Source organism: Leptothoe sp. ISB3NOV94-8A, assembly GCF_043421595.1.
GTDB lineage: Bacteria > Cyanobacteriota > Cyanobacteriia > Phormidesmidales > Phormidesmidaceae > Leptothoe > Leptothoe turfae.
In genome coordinates this window covers 1,115,129-1,133,355 of sequence record NZ_JAXSQW010000001.1, presented here as the reverse complement: position 1 = coordinate 1,133,355, position 18,227 = coordinate 1,115,129, and the positions used below count along the sequence as shown (strand labels likewise).

Genomic DNA, 18,227 nt, shown 5'->3' with positions numbered 1-18,227 from the left:
TTTCATCTATAAAGTGTGGGCATGGGGCATGTTTGACAGATTGATGCATCCTCTAAATCAGCAATAGCATTTCTTCTGTGTCGGTGTCATACAGTAAGATACCTTCGGTCATTTCATCAAGCTGTCCTACTAGCAATCCATCTTGATTCCAGATAGCTGATTGACCAACACTTTCAAAGTCATCACTGGGTCCCAAACAGTTGGCCATGAGCACAGGCATTGAATACTGCTTGGCAATAATTGGATAGTGTTTGAATGCTTTGGCAATTCCACGGGCCGGTTTAGCGACACTGGCAATATAGACTGTGGCTCCACTCTCAACGGCTTTCGCAACATGTTCTGGCTGTAGCGATTCGTAGCAAATGGCAGGGGCTATATTTTCTTTCTCAATTGTTAAAACAACCTGCTGCTGGCCATGGACAAAATAAGGCAACTCGTCTGAATGTAAGAGTTGTTTTGAGTAGGTTTGTCGGAGTTGATGGGGCTGAAAAACAATCATGCTGATTAAGATGCCAGCATCGTGCTTAGTTGGCATGCCAACCCCGATAGTGATGTTAGAGTTGTCACTAATGTGTTGAAAGTCATCAAACCTTGCATCATCCCGATTTGTTGCCAGGTCTTTGGCAAGTGTGGGTTCATACCCTGTTATAGAAAGCTCGGGAAAGAAAATTGCATCTGCCTGTTGTGCAACGGCTAAGGCAATAAACTTTTTGTGAATAGCAATATTTTTATCGACGTCCCCTTTGATGGGTCTTATTTGTGCTGTACAGGTTTTCATCTTCCCAAATCTCGGCTTCACGCTTGGCGATTTGCACTTTTTGTAACCCTATATTGGTCAAAACCCTCCCACGTTTGCGAGTGATGCGCTGTTGTGGCATGCCTAAAACGTCTCAAACGATAGGTTGGCCGGTGACTCTGTTAATTGTCGTGTTTCGGAGGACTGCTCCAGGCTGATAGCCGTCGTTGGTGTATGATTATCAACGACTTCGAACTGAAGGTTATCCATCCAGACTTGACCATCTCCTGCCAGCAGTAGACCAAACGCAATGTTGTTACTTTCGACCGGTACATCTAGAACAATGTCATAGGGTTGCCACTCTGTCGTGCCTTGAATCGATCGATTTTCCATATTGTCAAAGCTCAAGACTTGACCAGAGGCGCTGTCAACCCGCATCCACAACCCGGCCCAATCTTCAACGGCCTTAGCCTTGATATATCCCGTTAAGCGTAATCGCTGTCCCTGGTACGCACGGGCATCAAAGACTTGCATCAATGTGCCAAAGCCCTCTGACCCATTATGTTTGCCTTGCACGGTACCACTGGCAGTGCCATCGTAAGTAGTACGGCGATCTGCCCCCATTTCATAATCATTAGGATGACTGCCAGCCTCAAACCATCCGTCCAAAGGTTTCACAGTTTTAGACCGACTCCAACTTAAAAGTGGTCTTCTCTTGAACACTGATGAGCCGATGCCAACTACGGGGGCTGCAAATAGGTAGCTGCCTGTAGTTGCTGTTCCAAGGATGCCGAACAGCCATAACAGTCTAAATTGCAGTTTAGATGGATAAAACATGGGGCAAAAAGTGAAGCTTTAAGCCTAGTGTGGCCTCTAGATTAAAAAATGACCATGAATGATTAAGGTTTTAAACATTGACTTAAGGTAAATTTTGATTTTTGATACCTGAGCTTTGAATTATGGATGTAGCTCACAATTTACAATTAGCGAGTGAAGGGATACTTCTATTTAAGCGGGTAATAGGGTGATCGTGGTGGGGCAGTGGAGATTTGCGATCGCACGCTTCTTGACAATCTAGAGACATAGTATTATAAGGTGACCGTTCTAATAGATACTGACAAAAGTAGTCCCTTATTAGGTACCTGAAATAGTGTAGAGATTGGCCCGTCCTTGCTTACCTATCAGCTTAATGAGACTCGCTTTTCGTAGAAAATAAGCTATTTTCTGCGCCAACTCTCTTCTAATATCTCTTGCTTCCGCCAGATCTTTCGTAGTAAATGACTCTAGCCCTTCCGGCAGAAATACTAGCCAATCTGCTGGTCCTTCAAATCGCCTCTGGCCTACGACGTCTAATAACCGACGTTCTTCAGTGCGCCATCCTCGCTTGCGCCATCTTCGCTTTCCCTCAAATCGTCTCACTTCTTCTTCCTGGATCATCAAGACTTCTAGTGAGAAATTAGGGCTCGAAACCAACTGGGGAAGACTCACCATTTCTCGGAATAGATCCTCCACCCGTCCTCTTTTCGGTGACTTGCGGCGACTGCCATAACTCCCCTTAGCCTCGTCCAACTTAACAATCCATTTTTCTTGAGCTATGGGATAGATCAGCCGTATCCGATGGGAACGTGTCAGATTGATCAGTTTCGACTTGACAGCTGAGAAATTGCCGGTCTGGATTTCCAGCAATAGATCATCTCGAACAATGTCAATTACAAACCCATCAACCGCCACTTCAAATCGATCACCTGGCTGTGCGTACCAAGTCTTCAGCGATGCATGGAGCGGCTTTTCATTAAGTAATCCAATACTTGACATGTCGCTCCAGTTCCTCAGCCATCGGTTTATTGGTTAATAATGTACCACCCTGGATTTAGCTACATGTTCAACGTTAAGCCTCCCTCTGTAGAGCTTTGATCTACAGCCGTCGCTAGAGTCGGAACATTCGCCATGAACTGATTTCATCATTAAGCATTGTCCCTGGACATTGTTATATAACCCGGAATACTTTCAAAATCTTTGAACCATCGCCGGATATTGACGTAGGCTGATAAGTCAAATCCACCTTCATCGGCGACATGGGTATAGGCATATAGGCTAATGTCTGCAATTGTTACCTGATCGCCTAGAAAGAATTTATGGTGAGCCAGGTGTTGGTCCATAACCGCAAGGGCCCGATGCCCACCGATCTGTTTGGCATGATATTCTGCTTCTCGTTCTTTAGGTAATCCTAAATACTTATTGATATACCTGGCTGTTGCAATGTAGGGCTCATGGCTATACTGTTCAAAAAACTGCCACTGTAGCACCTTTGCCCTTGCATAGTTCTCTTGGGGAAGCCATGGGGTATCTACAGCCAAATAATTCAGAATTGCGTTAGATTCCCAAAGATACTTGCCATCACCTAGTCGAATGACGGGGATTCTGGCATTGGGATTCATCTGCTTAAATTCTTCCGTGTGGGTCTCACTGGCAAGAATATCAATAGGGACCCATTCATGCTCGACTTTAAGAAACTGCATTAACAATTTTACTTTGTAACAATTGCCCGACAACATGTCTCCAAAAACTTTATACATGGCATTCCCTAGTTAGATTTGACAAGAAGTTATTATGTGTTTTTTAGTAGCCAAATATTTTTTTTCGCAGCACATTTACCTTTTAACCCACCAACAATATCTGTGCTGACCAGGAGATTTAAATCATAACTATCTCCATAATGTTGATTGACTTCCTCGTTACTAACTGAAAAAGGAGGACCTGCCATCAGAGTTTGATCGTATTCATAGCTAATGAGCAGCTGTGGTGCTTTAGACGTAACCTCCATTAAGTGTGCTGTATATTGATTGCGCATGTCTTCGGGCAAGGCTACTAAAGCTGCTCTATCATAAACTGCATCGATTGGGCCAAGTACCTGGTTAGACACATCGAAGATATTGCCAACAAAAATATCGATATTCTTGGCGCTATAGTGCTTGACTGCATCAACGTCTGATATGGTGGGCTCTAACTCAAGTTCCATAAATAATTGCTCAACGGCCATTTCAACCAACTCAGCACCAGCAACACGATAGCCATTAGAGAGCAGCCAAGCAATATCACGGGTTTTACCGCATAATGGCACAAATACACGACTGTCTTTGACTAAAGAAAGCGTTTGGAAATAGTTGACCAGTACAGGGTTAGCGTCACTTCTGTGAAAAGTAATATTATTGTTTTCCCATCTCTGCAACCAAAAACTTGTATCCATACTTACTCCTTTGTCCTTCTCAAGAATCATAAAAGTCTACTCTTGCAGGCTACAATTGTTTTTCACTAAATTTCTAGCTAGATTCATTCGTTATTTCAGTACCCAGTTATAGGAATGTTCAGCACTGGGATAGGCTCCTTCTCGAACTTCTTCAGCAAAACACTTTGCTGCTGCCGTGATATGTCTATGAAGCTGCGCGTATTGCTTAACAAATCTGGGCGATTGTCCCTTGTGTAAACCCAACATTTCAGTTGAGACAAGCACCTGACCATCACAATCAGGCCCTGCTCCAATACCAATTGTGGGAATCTTGAGTGCAGCTGTAATGTCATGGGCAGCCACACTGGGAATTGCCTCCAAGAGGAGAGCAAATATTCCAGCATCCTCGAGTGCCAAAGCATCTTGAATCAACATTTCAACGGCAGCGGTCGTTCTGGCTTGCACCTTATTGCCACTTAATTGATGATAAGACTGTGGAGTAAGGCCCAAGTGGCCCATTACTGGAATACCATTTTGAGTTAAGCGTTGAATTAGTTGATCATGTCGACCTTCTAGCTTCACTGCTTGAACGCCAGCTTCCTTGATAAGTCTGCCTGCATTTTGGACACCCTCTTCCAAGGTTGTGTATGAACCAAATGGGAGATCGCCAATGACGAGTGCATGATGCACCGCACGAGCGACAATTTCACAGTGATAAACCATCGCATCCATGGTCACTGGGAGAGTGGTGTCATGGCCTTGAACAAAAATGCCCAGGGTATCTCCGACAAGAATTAGTGGGATGCCAGTCTCATCAAAAATAGTCGCGGTCAAGTAGTCGTATGCCGTTAGCATTGCGAATCGCTCCCCCCGAGATTTATAGGAAGACAAATCTTGAATAGTGATACGACTCATCTCTTTAAAGCCCACTATACGGAAATTAATTGGCTGCTAGATACGACGACTTTTAGAAGGTAAAGGCTTATTCTACAACGCTGGTTTGAATAAATCCATAATCACCAGAGGCAAAGCGAATATGAATCCATGGCTCCCCGGTGTCTGCCAGAATAAACTGCTGCAGCACAATGACTCTAGCAGGTGGCTCAAACGTTAATGTCTCTCCATAGCCTGGAGAGATCCATACGGTTGCAGGTTGTACGAGTTCTGCCAGTTGATAAACTGTACGAATATCTTCGAGCTCGTCCTGAAAAAATTGTCGAAGTTTGTAGGCCTCCTGACAATCTGCGTTTATTGCTGGATCGATGATGGCTGCACATCCTTCAGCTGTGGGCGTAAATAGGCCTTGAGCTTGGGCACGTTCAGTTTTAGGCGTTAGCGCTAACAGAGCTGTAAGAGTACCCAGTAATAGGGTTTTCATAAGGAGAAATGCGATAGATCTACTCCTTATACTATCGGGAGATACACTGATTTCACCTTTCTAAAAAGGTATATCTACAGTTCAAAGCCCTCTATACTTTGCAGTGTCAGAGTTCTACAACTCAAAACTAAGAACTCAAAACTGAGAACTGATATTATTCCTTAAAAGTTTTTGGCTTGATGGGTCTTGGGATCAAACTTAAATCTATCCTTGCTGTGGGTTTCACCATAGAGGTTAAAGGTGACCAGAGGAGTACTCCCAAAGGCCTCTACGCAGTGAATTGCACCAGGAGAAAAGCTGATAACATCCCCAGGACGAAAGATTTTTTCTCCCACTGGAGTCAGTTTATCTTTGAATGTTTGAGTCGGAGTATGTTGCCAGAATGTATTTTTCTCTTCCCCCTTTAATAAGGTCACAACGCCCCATGTGCCATGATTATGAATGGGAGAAACCATTCCAGGAGGGTAGGTGTTAGTTTGAACCGTTAGGGGATATCCAATTTCATTATAGAGCGTCTGGATTGCAACATCACTTAAGGTACTAAGTTTGGGGTGTTGGGTCTGTAACCAATAGGAGTTAAGGGCCAACTTACGGACTAGATGTCGAATAGCAGGCAGACAGTCATACTCATTGAGCGATTTTTTGAGAACGTCTTCTACCTGGGTTAGAAAACGATGAAAGTGGTAGGGCGTTTCCAGTAAGTCCCATTGCCGAGGGGTGGTACAGGCTTGCACCTGACCATCGTCAGCAACCATCCAATCTTGTCCCTGTGTTGCTCGTCTCTGGGTCACACGTTCACCTCAGACGGATGCAGGCAAGCCTGGTGTTCATGGGGCAAGCCTGCGGCTAAGTCCCCCATCCAATAAGCTGTTACAGCCTGATCTGGATTTGTCTCAGTGGTGGTTAGCAACTCTGTATTTCTCTGTTGTAGCCGACGCCGAACGCCTTCACCAGCGGAAGCAGCTATGGCAATGTCAACAAAATGCAGTGGGTGACGTTCACCGTCTCCTCGTACATGCCATTCATGCAGGCAACCTATATCGGTTAAGTTCAGTGTCCAGGCTAAGCGTGCATTGACTTCATCAGCAACAACATAAACTATCCACTGCAATGCCCTTCCTGCATGGGGCGCAATGGTTCCACCATTCGCGACAGCAACAGCGACCAATTTTTCTGTCATCTGCTTAAAGCCTCCAAATAAGCACAATATCTTAGGCCCAGGGCCTATACCAAAATGCTTGGGGCCCATTTACTCGTCAGGTCAAGATATGGGAATTATAGAAGATGGCAATTGTTAAGTTGTTGGTTCTTGTTAAGCCTGTACTCAAAGGCTGGAAGTAGCCACCAGTCGTGATTTTCAAAATAGTTTGGGCTGATGGACGAGTATTTTTTGGGCAACCAAATCATACTGTCCACCCAAGCTAGGCATTGCTTTGGGCGTTATTCCATGGGCTTATTAGTCGGCGGTGCCAAGGTTGATAGTTTCAAATTGCTTGACCTAATTTAGCAATATGCTGATTGAAATCAGCTTGTGGATTAGCCGCTCGCTCCTCCATAAAGGTGTCAAGGTCAAGTAACTCTCCCAGGGAAATTCCTGACCGTATCTGGGCTGCTAGAGACTCCTCACGTTGGTACGACTGCTCCGCCCACTTCAAGAGTTCTGGTAGATCTAAACTCCCAATGAAAATGACCCCATCAGCATCCCCAAAGGCCCAATCTCCTGATTTGACGGTAGTATCGCCGAGGGTGAGTTCTAAACCGATGTCGCCTATCCCTTTCAAATTTTGGGGAAGTTTCAAGGGACCCATGGGATACACGCCTCTACAGAAGATCGGCACCCCAATCTCAATCAGTTCAGTGGTATCGCGAACCAGTCCATCAACAATGATACCTGCAATACCCTTGCGGCTAGCTTCGGTGGCGATCAGATCGCCAATCAAGGCCACATCATTTGAGTGGTTTGTGATGACGATAACATCACCAGTGCTTGCCTGATGGATCCCAGTCAGGATGGTGACCAGATCATTATTGGCCTGGATGGTAACCATTGGACCTGCTAATTTCATGGCCCGGTCAATGGGCGTGAGACCGCTTGGAGCTGCGTCGAGTGAGATACCTGCCCGAAAGGCAGCATCGGCCAAAAGGGCACAGCTATACTGATTTTGGAAAATTGTAGGGAAGTCAGTCATTGTGCACTCCTTTAGGCTGAATCATCGAACTAGGTTAGCTACCCAAGGAATAGATTATAGACAAAGGTCATTTGAACTGAAATTTGTAATCTGATTGAGGCCAACTAACGGTGGTGTTCAGCCGCGTTCAGTATTTTTGTCTCAATACCCGATTGAGTTTTAAATAACAACTGGGTCGGACGCGAGGCCATAATCTTTTGTCCCACCAAAATGGTGGTAAAGATAATGGCGATCCCACAGAGTTGAATAGGTGTCAGTGTCTGATGTAGCCAGAAAAACCCAAGTAGTGTGGCCATGACCGGACTCAGGAGACCTAAGTAGGACACCGCAGGTGCAGAGAGCTTACCAATACCGCGAAACCAGAGTAAGTATGCCAACCCAGTGCCGACCAACCCCAGATACAAAAGACCTTGTAAATTGGTTGTGGTCAATGGGGTAAACGGACCTTCTATAACCAGGGCAATCGGCAGCAATAGTGCACCACCTACCGTGAGTTGCCATGCGGTAAATACGAGCAGAGAAACAGGCGGTCGCCAGCGTTTTACTAACACCGTACCCAGCCCCATGGTGGCGGCCCCAGCCAGGGCGGCGAGAATACCTAAGGTGTCAAGCTGAGCCGTTGGGTCCAGGACCAAAAGGCCAATGCCAAAGAAGCCTGCGATCGCAACTAAAATCGACCCTTTAGCAGGCCTTTGCTGTAAAATCACCCATGACAACAAGATAACCAGTAAGGGTTGAATTGCGCCAGCTGTGGCAGCTACACCACCGGGCAGGCGATAGGCCGCTATAAACAACAAGGCCTGGAACATACCAATATTCAAACCACCAAGCACAAGAATTCGCCACCACCAAATACCGTGGGGTAATTTTCTGAGGGTAATGGTCAGCAATAGACCAATGGGGAGCGATCGCAACGCCGCTATCAGCAGGGGATGACCAGGGGGCAAAAATTCTGTTGCGACAATATACGTTGTCCCCCAGGAAATAGGGGCCAATGCCGTTATCGCGATGTCGATTAGTTTAGACGTAGGATATTTCATCGTTGTCTGCTCACAGTTGTTTCATGAAGTAGGAAGTTCCGTAAATTCGAGGACATTCAAGTCCGGATCACGGATAAAGATTGACGTTTTACCATCACCAAACGTGACAGGTCCACCTGCAATTTTGATGTTGATTGACTCAAAAAAAGCTTTGGCATCCTCGACCGATCCCACCTCAATGGCATAGTGGGTATAGCCGGGATATCGCACGTCCACATCCATGAGAATATTGCGCCTGTCGTGATCATTATCACCATGGGCAATCAGGTTAATCTCTATGCCACTTGGATGCTTCACGACAAAAACCTGTTCTTTATAATCTTCTCGAATCACTTGGAATCCAAGAGTTTTATAAAACTGCATCGATTTCTCGACATTCATCACCCGAATACCAACGTGATCTAATTTCTTAATCTGCATAGGTTGCTCCGTAAGACTGGCGGACGTAATAAGACGTGACAACCAAAGACATCTTTCAAAAAGGAAAAAAACCTTTGTTTGAAAGTATCTTAATATCAAGATACTTTACATAAAGCTAGACGTCAAGTGTCTTGATATCGAGATATACTGAAACCATGACTCAAGACAACATCGATAAAATTCTGACCCAGTGGCAACGCGAGGCCCCTAGCCTGGATATTTCATCTCTGGCCGTGGTTGGGCGTATTATGCAGCTAGCCCAATTACTAGAGAAGCATCGAGAAACCGTACTGGCCGACTTTGGCCTCACAGTGTGGTCCTTTGATATGCTGGCAACTCTGCGGCGTCAGGGTCCCCCTTACCAACTCAAGCCAACTGCCCTGTATAAGTGGTTAATGCTGTCTTCGGGGGCCATGACCAATCGCATTGATCGGCTAGAAAAAGATGGCATGGTGACCCGTCTACGCGATCCTGATGATCGTCGCAGCGTCATTGTGCAACTCTCTGAGGCTGGTATAGAGAAGATCGATGCCGCAATGCCCGTATTGTTCGAACGGGAAAATCAGTTTTTAGCAGACTTAAGCCAGACCGAAACAGCAAACTTTATCACGCTACTACGGCAGTTTCTAGCGACGGTACATCAGCAAGTGTTGTAGCTAATTCTGGGTACTTTTACTTTTACTAGCTTGAATGTAATCCCTTTTTGAAGTGAGTAATGGCCCATGTCACACCAACACCATTTGGAATTTTCCCATGGGACTCAGTCATTATAAACATCTTTATTTATGCTAACTTCCCCCTATTAGCCAAAGGTGGTTCAGGGCCGTAAGATTCACAGCGATCGCTCCTACATATACGTACTTTCCGTATATTCCACAGCATTTTGGAGGATTGAGATGAGCAACCTTTAACCCAATTTAGCTTTTAACCAACAAGCGTGCGTGTACGTTCTATTATCACTACAACGGGTCAACTAATCCGTATTCCCACGCTTGACTCCTCTTGATTTCCTAACCTCTTCAACATTTTCTGAAACCTGTCTCTAGTTTCTCTGCGACTCATCAAATCATGCTTTTGGCATAGATTACAGTTGCGTCGTAAGTGTCGACAATGACCATCATAATTGCCCCATAAGCCATTTAGCTGGCTATTTTTAGACGTATCTGCACAAGACTATTTCTGATGCACTTTTATCAAATTGCTTTATCAGAATTTGTCAAAGACTGGCATTTTGCGGGGATTTTATTGATGCAAACTTTGTTTCTAATGTCTCATATTTCTGTGTTTTTTCAGCTTCTGAAAGCATTCTCTATAAGCGTTAATAGTCTTAATCAGACGTTGTCCCGTTGCTTTCATTATCAAGGAGTTCAGAATGCTTAATCAATCTAAGGGATATCTTGTTGCTGCTTTTAGTTCACTAGGACTTTTGGCTGCCATGACACAGCCAGCCTCCGCTAACACTTTCCGAGGTATTGAATTTCCCTTAGGTGAATCTTCTTTTGCAGATGAAGTGGTTGACTATAACAAAGTCTACGCCAATGGTCTAACCAAAGAAGACGCCTATGGCAAGAATTGGAAGGCATCAGCCCAGGCATTTGATAATCCCACATCTGTTTTAGGGGTCGCTAATTCCTCATGGAAAGGAAATAAGATGCCCATTGCTCAGCGAGATGACTTTTCTCTAGGTAAGGGTGGTTCGATTACCGTCAAATTTACAGACAACGTCTTAGTGGGTAGCGACGATGATAAAGATGATTTATGGATTTTTGAAGCAGGTGGTCTCGTTGAGGGAATGTTTGTTGAAGTTAGTAAAGATGGCAATACCTGGTTGTCCCTAGGTGAAATTGGTGGGACTCAGCATGCCGGTATCGACCTTGATGCCTTTGGATTTACCTCTAACGATGCATTCTCCTATGTAAAAGTCACAGACAATGGCAAAAATCGTTATAACCAGGGGTGGGCTGGTGTCGATGTTGACGCGATTGGAGCGATCTCTTCTAAAGATGTACCTGAACCGGCTTCACTGCTTGGTCTGTTAACAGTAGGTAGTTTTATAATGACTTCTGTACTCAAGCGTCGCTAAAAGTATCGATGACCCTTTTTGTATAGCTGCGATCGGATGGATTAGCTGTCGTTGTATAGCTACATAGAACCGATCGCTACTATACCTAAAATGTTAATTCCGCATTGCTGCAATTCACGCATTAATTGTTGAAACATTCTTTGTTTGACTGATCTAATCCTAACGACCAGTATTAAGCCCTCCAACTGACTAGAAATTAGTCGTGCCGCCGCCGAACTTTGTATAGGTGGGGTATCAATCACCAGCGCATCATGCTGTGTTTGAAGTTTTTCTAAAAGCGGTTGGAGAGAGTTGGCTGAAAATAAGTCTATAGGATTTTTGATAGGTCTCCCCGCGAGCAACAGGGAGAGATGATCAGTGAGTTCAATCGTTGATGCTGGAGAAATCATGTCAGCGTTGACCAGCAGATCGGCTAACTTACTTCCGTCATGGTCTAATGGCCCAGTCTGAACAGAATCACGTAGATTAGCATCTATCAAGAGCACACGTTGGCTTGATCGAGAGAAGGCTAGTGCCAGGTGCTGTGTAACCGATAACGTTGACGTATTATCGGCAGAACTAATTGCCAAGGTGCTGAGGTGCCTGTCAGGGTATAGTAGTTTAAGATTAGTTTCTAATAACCTAAAAGAATCTAGCAGGTCATGTGAACTGTGAAACTTAACAGACGGATAGAGTCCTTCTTGTGATTTAAATGAATCAAGGGGATATCTTATGCTTAACAGAACAGGTATATCTACGTCGTTTTCAAGCTCTTCAACTGAACGATACGTTTCGTCAAACTGATCGGCTATTAGCACTGTTCCTGAGCCAATAAGGATGCCTGCAAATAATCCTAAAGCAAGGGTGCGAGGTACTGATGATACGGGCTGATCAGGTTCTTCTACATCAGAGATGATCTCCCATGGCGGCACTTTCTTCGCAAGCTCAAGTTGTAAATCCTCTCTGGCAGAAAGTAATCGATTTAAACTATCTGTTGAAATCTGTAGATCACGTTGTAGGTCTGTATATTGGTTATCTAAATAGGCTAACATCTGGATATCTTTGTTAATCCCTTGTGTAACCTGCGTTAATTCTTCCTTCTGCTGTGTCAGTGCTGTTAGGTCGTTTTCAGCTTGCAACAATTCAAGGACATTATCTAGCTGAACAATATCGCCTGGATGCTTAATATCTTCATCGAGGCTAGAAAGAGCAGCGAGTCCTAGCCGTGCTTGCTCTTGGTCCTCGGACTTTAAACTATTTAGCAGCAGCAAATATAGAGACACTCCATTGGCTGCTGCTAGATTCTCATCAACCTGTAAGCGCTCGGTTAGTTCATTTAACAGCGCTTCTGAAGAACGGATGGAAAGATCGACGGTCCGCATTTCACTCGTTGACTCGCCAAGCTGTTGGCTCAGTTGCTGACTGAGTTGTTGTGGCTCGTAAAAGTTGTGGCTTTGCCGAAAATCCTCTAATTTTTCCTGTAACTGTTCAACTCGCGCTTGCACAATTGGGAGTTGTTCTTCTACCAAGGCAGTTGCCTGATCGATACTGCGGAGGCTAGTTTTTCTCGCATAGAGTATGTAAGCCTCTGCCAGGGCCTCTAGGACCTGCTCAACTTTTTCAGAACTCGTCGCTTGAAAACTAACCTCCATAATTTCACTACGGGGTAGATGTTTTATCGTAAGTTGCTTCTGTAATGTTCTATATTCTTCGCCAGGAAAATTTTGCTGAATTTTGGGTAGGGCCGGTGCAATCACCTCATAGCTTTCAAGTAGCTCAATAATTGTTTGAAAATCACGAAACTCCGGTGGTACGTAGGGTCGTTGCCCTCCCTCAGACAGTGACTTAGTGGGTACTGCGAGAAAATCTGGATTGAGTAAAAGCGTTAAGGTTTCTCGATAGAGAGAAGGCTGGATGACACTTTTGAAGCAAGCCAACAAAAAAATAAGCCCCGACATCCCTAAAAAGAGCGGTAGTCTGTATAGAATAAGGCGTGGTAGATAACGCAGGGCTGCAATAACAGTGCCTGAGTGAGAAGTACGAGTCAAGGTTATTACTGAGGACAACTAACGCGATAAACAGTAGTATCCTTACTATTCGCTCGCTGGGGTGAGAGGCTTCATTATATTTGAATTTTGCTATTTGCAGTAGTTGTTATCAATTAAAGTTAAGATTTCCCCAGACAGTCAGACTTGATTACTTCCCATAAGGGATATGTCTGGTTTTCGCCAACCAACTCGAATGCGTATTTCTATCATTACAGCAGTTAAAAATCGAACAGCAACTATCCGCCACACGATTGAATCAGTTATCGGACAAGATTATCCTGATATTCAATATATTGTGATCGATGGTGGCTCCGTTGATGGAACCGTTGATATCATAGACAACTATCGCAATAAGATTGATTATTTTACGTCTGAGCCCGATGGCGGTGTATATGATGCCCTGAACAAGGGACTCAAAATTGCCCAAGGGGATATTGTTGGCTTTCTACATTCAGATGATTTTTACCATCATCACCGGGTTGTACGCTTAGCCGTTGATGCGATCGCACATCACCAGGCCGATATTGTCTTTGGAGACATTGTATTTATTGATCCCTGCCGGCTAAATCATATTCTTCGAATCTATCGCTCCCATCGATTTCACCCCGACTTATTTGCCCAGGGTTGGATGCCTGCCCATCCAAGCTGTTTTATTAAACGTGAGGTGTATGAACACTATGGCCTTTTTAAGACATGCTATAAGTTGGCCTCAGATTTTGAATTATTGCTCCGGTTTATCAAGATCAACCAAGTGAAATATTGCTATTTGCCAGAGATCTTAGTCTGCATGAGACCAGGGGGATTAAGTAATCGTAGCTTGGCCAATCGCTGGACAAATAATCAAGAAATTCTGCAAATTTGTAGAGAACAGAATATTCCAACGAATTTGCTGAGGCTGTTGGCACGTTATCCCGCTAAGCTCTGCGAAAAGCTCACTTGGCTGCCCGCTTATCAAGGGATGCGCAAGCGTAAGTCCGTTATTTCCATATAGTTTTCTGTTTTATTCAATTTGTTCCGTATGACTCCATGGCTATGGGAAGTAAATCAGTGGAATTTCCGAGAAAGGTGATTTTTATCGAACTCAATGAAGTCCCTTTCAAGATAATTGATAATTTTATTCGGCAGAATCCTACTTCAGATCTAGCGCTGGCGCTACCGAAGTTTCACCAGTATCTAACCCACATTGATGACAAGGTTTTGAGTCCGTGGATTTCCTGGCCAACCCTCCATCGAGGCGTCCCGGCCCACAGGCACGGTATTTCTAACTTGGGAGAAAATCTCACTCTATTAGATCAGCAATTTCCCCCAATTTGGCAAATATTATCCCGACATGGTGTGAAAACGGGGGTGCTTGGTTCGCTACATTCCTCTCCTTTACCCCAAGAGCCAGACAGCTATGCCTTTTATCTGCCAGATAGCTTTGCCCTTAGCCCCGATTGTATACCGGCCCACCTATCCAGCTTTCAGGCGCTAAATTTATCCCTGGCAAGTCATTCTGCACGCAATGTGTCTGGTATGGTGCCAGTGAGGCAATCCCTTGAATTGTTAACGAATGTTGGACGTTTGGGGATTTTGCCATCCACATTAGTAGCGCTTGTCAGACAACTGGGGTTAGAGCGTCTGAAACCTTATCGGAAAAATCGTCGCCGCACCTATCAAGCTGTTCTGCACTTTGATTTATTTTTTAAGCAGCTCAAAGAGATTCGCCCTGACTTTGCCACCTGCTTTACCAATCATGTCGCCTCCGCCATGCATCGCTACTGGGCGGCAGCATTTCCAGAGGACTACCAGAATTTTGGGTTTTCATCGGCATGGGTGGCACGATACCGGGATGAAATTGATTTTGCCTTGGGCCAGTTTTCTCGCTTCCTGGGCCGGTTGATCCACTTTGTTCAGCAAAACCCTAGTTATATGCTGTGGATTACCTCTTCCATGGGGCAATCGGCAACGACGGCAAACCCGATTTTGCGACAGCTGTATCTGACTCAGCCCGCAAAACTGATGGGCACCCTCGGTGTGCCTGATCACGCCTGGAAACCCCAAAAGGCGATGCTGCCGATTACCAGCATTTGGGTAAATACCCCCTGGAGAGAATCTGTCCGTAAGGCGCTCAACTCTCTAACCATTGAGGGTGTTCGTGTGACCGTAGAAGAAAAGGCAGACGGGTTCTTTTCTGTCCATCTAGACAATAAGAATCTGGTGACATCTAAAACAACTCAGGCCGTCATTCAAGGACAAGCCTACGGGCTACTGGACTTAGGTCTAGAAAATGTCACCATTGAGGACCAAAGCGGAGCCAGCGCTTATCATATTCCTGAAGGATTGTTGCTCATTTATGATCCACTGACCCAGGCGGTAAACCATCGTCGCAGCTGTGTTTCTGTTCTTGAAATTGCCCCTACATTGCTAGAGCTATTTAACATTTCAGTGCCAGACTATATGCTGCCGCCGTCTGAACGAGGCCGCCTAGCATCCGATCTTGTTACTAAGGCAAATCAGCTAGCAAATCAACCCGCTACTGTGGCGGTATCCTAACCCATTAGTTTGAGGGGGTTTGAGGTTGTGTTAATGGAACAGACGCGACTGTCTGGAGTCTGTGAGTCTTCAGACAGTCGTAGATCAACCTGGTTACCACTACTGGGCTGGCTGCCACTGGCGTTAGCGATTAACAGCATTTTTTGGCAAGGACCCATCGCCTATTGGGGACGGTGGCTAGGTCTGCTTGTTTGGATTGGTTATGGATTTTTAACCCTTGTTACCAGTCGGCAATGGCGGCTGAGAGAGTTTGATGGTCTGGCCATATGGGTGTTTTTACTGATTGTTATTAGCACTTTTTGGGCAGGCGAGAATTTGAGCAGTGACCATAGTCTTGCCGCTGTAGATTTTCGCCAAACAGCTCTCATCAAAGCTTGCTCGCTTTTCTTAGGCTACCTGACCCTGACCTGGGGACTGGAGAGCCTATTGATTTCCCTTCAAACCGTTGTCCAGGTGATCAACAAATTTGTCATTGCCGTAACATTACTGTTGGCAGTTGGTTTGTTGGGTAATCTAATGGGGGCTATTCCCTGGATTGCAGGAGCCGGGGCAGGGCTGTTTGTTAACCCCAATACAACCACGGCGCTGGCGCTGGTGACGCTGCCCCTGGCGATTTGGTTTTATGTTCAACATCCAGGACTGATGGGCGTTTGGCCGAGTTTGACCCTTGTTACGGCCCTGGTGCTGGCTCAGGCGCGCTCAACAGTTATGGTGTGTGGACTGTTGGTGTTCTTCTACTTAGTCTGCTGGCCAGGGCTACGACGGTTACGGCTGGCTAATTTACTGTTCCCGTTGGGATTGATGCTACTGGGCCTGGTGCTCTTTTTGAGCATCGACTTTTGGGGGACTAACCTGGCCGATAGTTTGGTTCATGGGCTGCGCCCCAACTTTGATAATGCGCAGCGACCGGGACTGAGCAGCTATCGGCTAAATTTGTTGTGGCCAGTATTCATCCAGGGGATTGCAGCATCGCCTGGGACGTTCTTGATTGGCCATGGCTGGGGTAGCGAAGAGGCGTTGATGCTATTTCAGGCAGACCAATCCCGTTTTTTTGCCGCCTTGAATCTCATTAGTGCCCACAGTGCCTATTTGGGACTTACGTACCAGATTGGCCTAGTGGGCGGGGTGTCGGTATTTGGGCCGCTGTGGGCAATGGTACTGCGGCAGATGCTAACACCTCTACCCGAGACCATAACCCCATACTTTCAGCTCAAGGTTTCACTGGTGGGTGTTGTCCTCGCTGCCTTGGGTGTGTGTGTGTTTGAGTCTGGCTTTTATAACCTGGGGGCGATTTACATGCTACCAAGCTGGATAGCGATCTATCTGGTGACGCGCTTGGATCAACTGCCTGGGCAATCAGAGGAGAGGAGTCCTGTATGAAAGTACTACATGTAATTCCATCACTCAGTCCAGCTTTGGGGGGACCCACGGTGGTGGCGCTAAGGCTGGTCAGTCATTTACGAGCCTGCGGTGTTGACGCTGAAATCGTCACGACCAATGACAACGGTGGGCAGGTGTTAGACGTGCCTCTGGGTGAGCGGATACTTTACCAGCAGGTGCCTGTGTGGTTTTTACCGCGCTTTAGTTTGCCGATGAAAGAATTTCTATTTTCTGTGGCGCTCACCCGTTGGCTTTGGCAGCATGCGGCAGATTACGATCTGTTGGATCTGCACTATTTGTTTTCCTATGCACCCACCTGTGCTGGCATGCTGGCTCGCTGGCAACAGATTCCATATACCGTGAGAACACAAGGACAGTTAGCCCCTTGGGCGCTGCGGCAGAGTCAGTCTAAAAAACAGCTATACAGCTGGCTGATTGAACGGCGACATTTGAACAGGGCGGCGGCAGTTCACTGCACAGCATCACTGGAGGTTGAGGATGTGCGGCGCTATGGTATTACCGCGCCGACAAAGGTGTTGCCCTTGGGGGTGAGGAGTTTGGCGACTAATCCCAACGCCCGTGGGGAACTACAACAGCGCTATAGTATTCCTCTCAATAGGCCGATTATCCTATTTTTATCGCGTCTGCACTATGTTAAACAGCCGGATGTGCTGCTGCGCGTAATACACCAATTAACTCAGCGAGGGCGCTCAGCTCATTTGCTAATGGCTGGAACCGGCGATGCAGCCTATGTCCATAAGTTGAGGGGGCTGATTATGGCTTTGGGACTAGAAGACACCGTAACCCTAACTGGGTTTGTTACGGGCACGGATAAACAGCAGCTATTACAAGGGGCAGATATGTTTGCCCTACCTTCTCAGACAGAGAATTTTAGTATGGCGATCGCAGAAGCTATGGCAGCAGGATTACCTGTTGTGATTACGCCAGAGGTGCAAATCGCACCGGATATTCTATCTGCCGGGGCGGGGGTCGTCGCCAAGGGTACCTGTGATGACTTTACAGCGGCCATAGCAGGGTTGTTGGCCGACCCGGACCGACGGCACCAGATGGGAGAACGGGGACAACATTGGGCCAAGCAACATTACGACTGGTCCGTGATTGCGGGACAGCTAACCCAGGTTTATTCCGGGATTTTACGACAGCAGTCGCAGGAGACGGGGATGAGCGCACCGGTGGTGGTCCAATGAGACCT

Annotated in this window: 19 protein-coding genes; 6 read left to right on the top strand and 13 right to left on the bottom strand. The window is 46.0% G+C overall.

The features are described from left to right. Positions 1–52: 52 nt before the first annotated feature. The 12 genes from SPB21_RS05005 to SPB21_RS04950 form a co-directional block, all read right to left on the bottom strand. Positions 53–778 carry a carbon-nitrogen hydrolase family protein gene (locus SPB21_RS05005; RefSeq protein WP_499865794.1) on the bottom strand — a complete coding sequence of 242 codons (726 nt, stop codon included), beginning with the start codon at positions 776–778 and terminating at the stop codon, positions 53–55. A 102-nt stretch (positions 779–880) separates the two neighbouring features. Continuing rightward, the gene (locus SPB21_RS05000; protein ID WP_499865792.1) at positions 881–1,573 is read right to left on the bottom strand and encodes a hypothetical protein; all 693 of its coding nucleotides are present in this window, start codon (positions 1,571–1,573) and stop codon (positions 881–883) included. Between the two features lie 297 nt (positions 1,574–1,870). Further along, entirely contained in the window at positions 1,871–2,551 is a 681-nt protein-coding gene (locus tag SPB21_RS04995; RefSeq protein ID WP_163663307.1) for a DUF8091 domain-containing protein, read from the bottom strand. 149 nt (positions 2,552–2,700) lie between these two features. Next, on the bottom strand, positions 2,701–3,312 hold the full coding sequence (locus SPB21_RS04990) for a glutathione S-transferase family protein (RefSeq protein ID WP_499865790.1): 612 nt from the start codon (positions 3,310–3,312) through the stop codon (positions 2,701–2,703). A 32-nt stretch (positions 3,313–3,344) separates the two neighbouring features. Beyond that, entirely contained in the window at positions 3,345–3,983 is a 639-nt protein-coding gene (gene tmpT / locus SPB21_RS04985; RefSeq protein WP_499868675.1) for a thiopurine S-methyltransferase, read from the bottom strand. Positions 3,984–4,073: 90 nt separating this feature from the next. Next, a complete protein-coding gene (gene panB / locus SPB21_RS04980; RefSeq protein ID WP_499865788.1) occupies positions 4,074–4,877 on the bottom strand; it encodes a 3-methyl-2-oxobutanoate hydroxymethyltransferase in 804 nt (267 codons plus the stop codon). 67 nt (positions 4,878–4,944) lie between these two features. Further along, positions 4,945–5,340, bottom strand: a complete 396-nt coding sequence (locus tag SPB21_RS04975) for a hypothetical protein (RefSeq protein WP_499865787.1) — start codon at positions 5,338–5,340, stop codon at positions 4,945–4,947. Between the two features lie 161 nt (positions 5,341–5,501). Next, positions 5,502–6,131, bottom strand: a complete 630-nt coding sequence (locus SPB21_RS04970) for a cysteine dioxygenase family protein (RefSeq protein ID WP_499865785.1) — start codon at positions 6,129–6,131, stop codon at positions 5,502–5,504. Further along, complete coding sequence (locus SPB21_RS04965) at positions 6,128–6,520, bottom strand: NifB/NifX family molybdenum-iron cluster-binding protein (protein WP_499865784.1); 393 nt, start codon at positions 6,518–6,520, stop codon at positions 6,128–6,130. The genes SPB21_RS04970 and SPB21_RS04965 overlap by 4 nt, the downstream gene beginning before the upstream one ends. Positions 6,521–6,824: 304 nt before the next feature. Then, positions 6,825–7,529 carry an RraA family protein gene (locus SPB21_RS04960; RefSeq protein WP_163703177.1) on the bottom strand — a complete coding sequence of 235 codons (705 nt, stop codon included), beginning with the start codon at positions 7,527–7,529 and terminating at the stop codon, positions 6,825–6,827. Between the two features lie 104 nt (positions 7,530–7,633). Continuing rightward, the gene (locus tag SPB21_RS04955; protein ID WP_499865783.1) at positions 7,634–8,569 is read right to left on the bottom strand and encodes an EamA family transporter; all 936 of its coding nucleotides are present in this window, start codon (positions 8,567–8,569) and stop codon (positions 7,634–7,636) included. Positions 8,570–8,590: 21 nt separating this feature from the next. After that, complete coding sequence (locus SPB21_RS04950) at positions 8,591–8,989, bottom strand: VOC family protein (RefSeq protein WP_499865781.1); 399 nt, start codon at positions 8,987–8,989, stop codon at positions 8,591–8,593. A 155-nt stretch (positions 8,990–9,144) separates the two neighbouring features. Between SPB21_RS04950 and SPB21_RS04945 the strand changes: the two genes are divergently transcribed. Next, positions 9,145–9,645 carry a MarR family winged helix-turn-helix transcriptional regulator gene (locus tag SPB21_RS04945; RefSeq protein ID WP_163703174.1) on the top strand — a complete coding sequence of 167 codons (501 nt, stop codon included), beginning with the start codon at positions 9,145–9,147 and terminating at the stop codon, positions 9,643–9,645. 716 nt (positions 9,646–10,361) lie between these two features. Further along, complete coding sequence (locus SPB21_RS04940; protein WP_163703173.1) at positions 10,362–11,072, top strand: PEP-CTERM sorting domain-containing protein; 711 nt, start codon at positions 10,362–10,364, stop codon at positions 11,070–11,072. 59 nt (positions 11,073–11,131) lie between these two features. Here SPB21_RS04940 and SPB21_RS04935 read toward each other — a convergent pair whose 3' ends face one another. Beyond that, positions 11,132–13,099, bottom strand: a complete 1,968-nt coding sequence (locus SPB21_RS04935; protein ID WP_499865779.1) for a GumC family protein — start codon at positions 13,097–13,099, stop codon at positions 11,132–11,134. A 193-nt stretch (positions 13,100–13,292) separates the two neighbouring features. On the opposite strand from SPB21_RS04935, the gene SPB21_RS04930 reads away from it, so the two are divergent. The 4 genes from SPB21_RS04930 to SPB21_RS04915 are packed head-to-tail and all read left to right on the top strand — an operon-like array spanning position 13,293 to position 18,222. Continuing rightward, complete coding sequence (locus SPB21_RS04930) at positions 13,293–14,090, top strand: glycosyltransferase family 2 protein (RefSeq protein ID WP_499057733.1); 798 nt, start codon at positions 13,293–13,295, stop codon at positions 14,088–14,090. 56 nt (positions 14,091–14,146) lie between these two features. Further along, complete coding sequence (locus SPB21_RS04925; RefSeq protein ID WP_499865777.1) at positions 14,147–15,634, top strand: hypothetical protein; 1,488 nt, start codon at positions 14,147–14,149, stop codon at positions 15,632–15,634. Between the two features lie 33 nt (positions 15,635–15,667). Further along, positions 15,668–17,014: an O-antigen ligase family protein gene (locus SPB21_RS04920; protein ID WP_163663239.1), complete on the top strand. Its 1,347-nt coding sequence runs from the start codon at positions 15,668–15,670 to the stop codon at positions 17,012–17,014. After that, positions 17,011–18,222 (top strand): glycosyltransferase, encoded by a 1,212-nt coding sequence (locus SPB21_RS04915; protein WP_499865776.1) that lies wholly within the window; start codon positions 17,011–17,013, stop codon positions 18,220–18,222. The genes SPB21_RS04920 and SPB21_RS04915 overlap by 4 nt, the downstream gene beginning before the upstream one ends. The last annotated feature ends 5 nt before the right edge of the window (positions 18,223–18,227 follow it).

Bases quoted from the DNA above. Each gene is read 5' to 3' on its own strand.
- tmpT (WP_499868675.1), bottom strand. From the start codon at position 3,983: ATGGATACAAGTTTTTGGTTGCAGAGATGGGAAAACAATAATATTACT.
- SPB21_RS05000 (WP_499865792.1), bottom strand. From the start codon at position 1,573: ATGTTTTATCCATCTAAACTGCAATTTAGACTGTTATGGCTGTTCGGC.
- SPB21_RS04940 (WP_163703173.1), top strand. From the start codon at position 10,362: ATGCTTAATCAATCTAAGGGATATCTTGTTGCTGCTTTTAGTTCACTA.
- SPB21_RS04990 (WP_499865790.1), bottom strand. From the start codon at position 3,312: ATGTATAAAGTTTTTGGAGACATGTTGTCGGGCAATTGTTACAAAGTA.
- SPB21_RS04960 (WP_163703177.1), bottom strand. From the start codon at position 7,529: ATGACTGACTTCCCTACAATTTTCCAAAATCAGTATAGCTGTGCCCTT.
- SPB21_RS04965 (WP_499865784.1), bottom strand. From the start codon at position 6,520: ATGACAGAAAAATTGGTCGCTGTTGCTGTCGCGAATGGTGGAACCATT.
- panB (WP_499865788.1), bottom strand. From the start codon at position 4,877: ATGAGTCGTATCACTATTCAAGATTTGTCTTCCTATAAATCTCGGGGG.
- SPB21_RS04995 (WP_163663307.1), bottom strand. From the start codon at position 2,551: ATGTCAAGTATTGGATTACTTAATGAAAAGCCGCTCCATGCATCGCTG.
- SPB21_RS04955 (WP_499865783.1), bottom strand. From the start codon at position 8,569: ATGAAATATCCTACGTCTAAACTAATCGACATCGCGATAACGGCATTG.
- SPB21_RS04930 (WP_499057733.1), top strand. From the start codon at position 13,293: ATGCGTATTTCTATCATTACAGCAGTTAAAAATCGAACAGCAACTATC.
- SPB21_RS04975 (WP_499865787.1), bottom strand. From the start codon at position 5,340: ATGAAAACCCTATTACTGGGTACTCTTACAGCTCTGTTAGCGCTAACG.
- SPB21_RS04945 (WP_163703174.1), top strand. From the start codon at position 9,145: ATGACTCAAGACAACATCGATAAAATTCTGACCCAGTGGCAACGCGAG.
- SPB21_RS04915 (WP_499865776.1), top strand. From the start codon at position 17,011: ATGAAAGTACTACATGTAATTCCATCACTCAGTCCAGCTTTGGGGGGA.
- SPB21_RS04920 (WP_163663239.1), top strand. From the start codon at position 15,668: ATGGAACAGACGCGACTGTCTGGAGTCTGTGAGTCTTCAGACAGTCGT.
- SPB21_RS05005 (WP_499865794.1), bottom strand. From the start codon at position 778: ATGAAAACCTGTACAGCACAAATAAGACCCATCAAAGGGGACGTCGAT.
- SPB21_RS04950 (WP_499865781.1), bottom strand. From the start codon at position 8,989: ATGCAGATTAAGAAATTAGATCACGTTGGTATTCGGGTGATGAATGTC.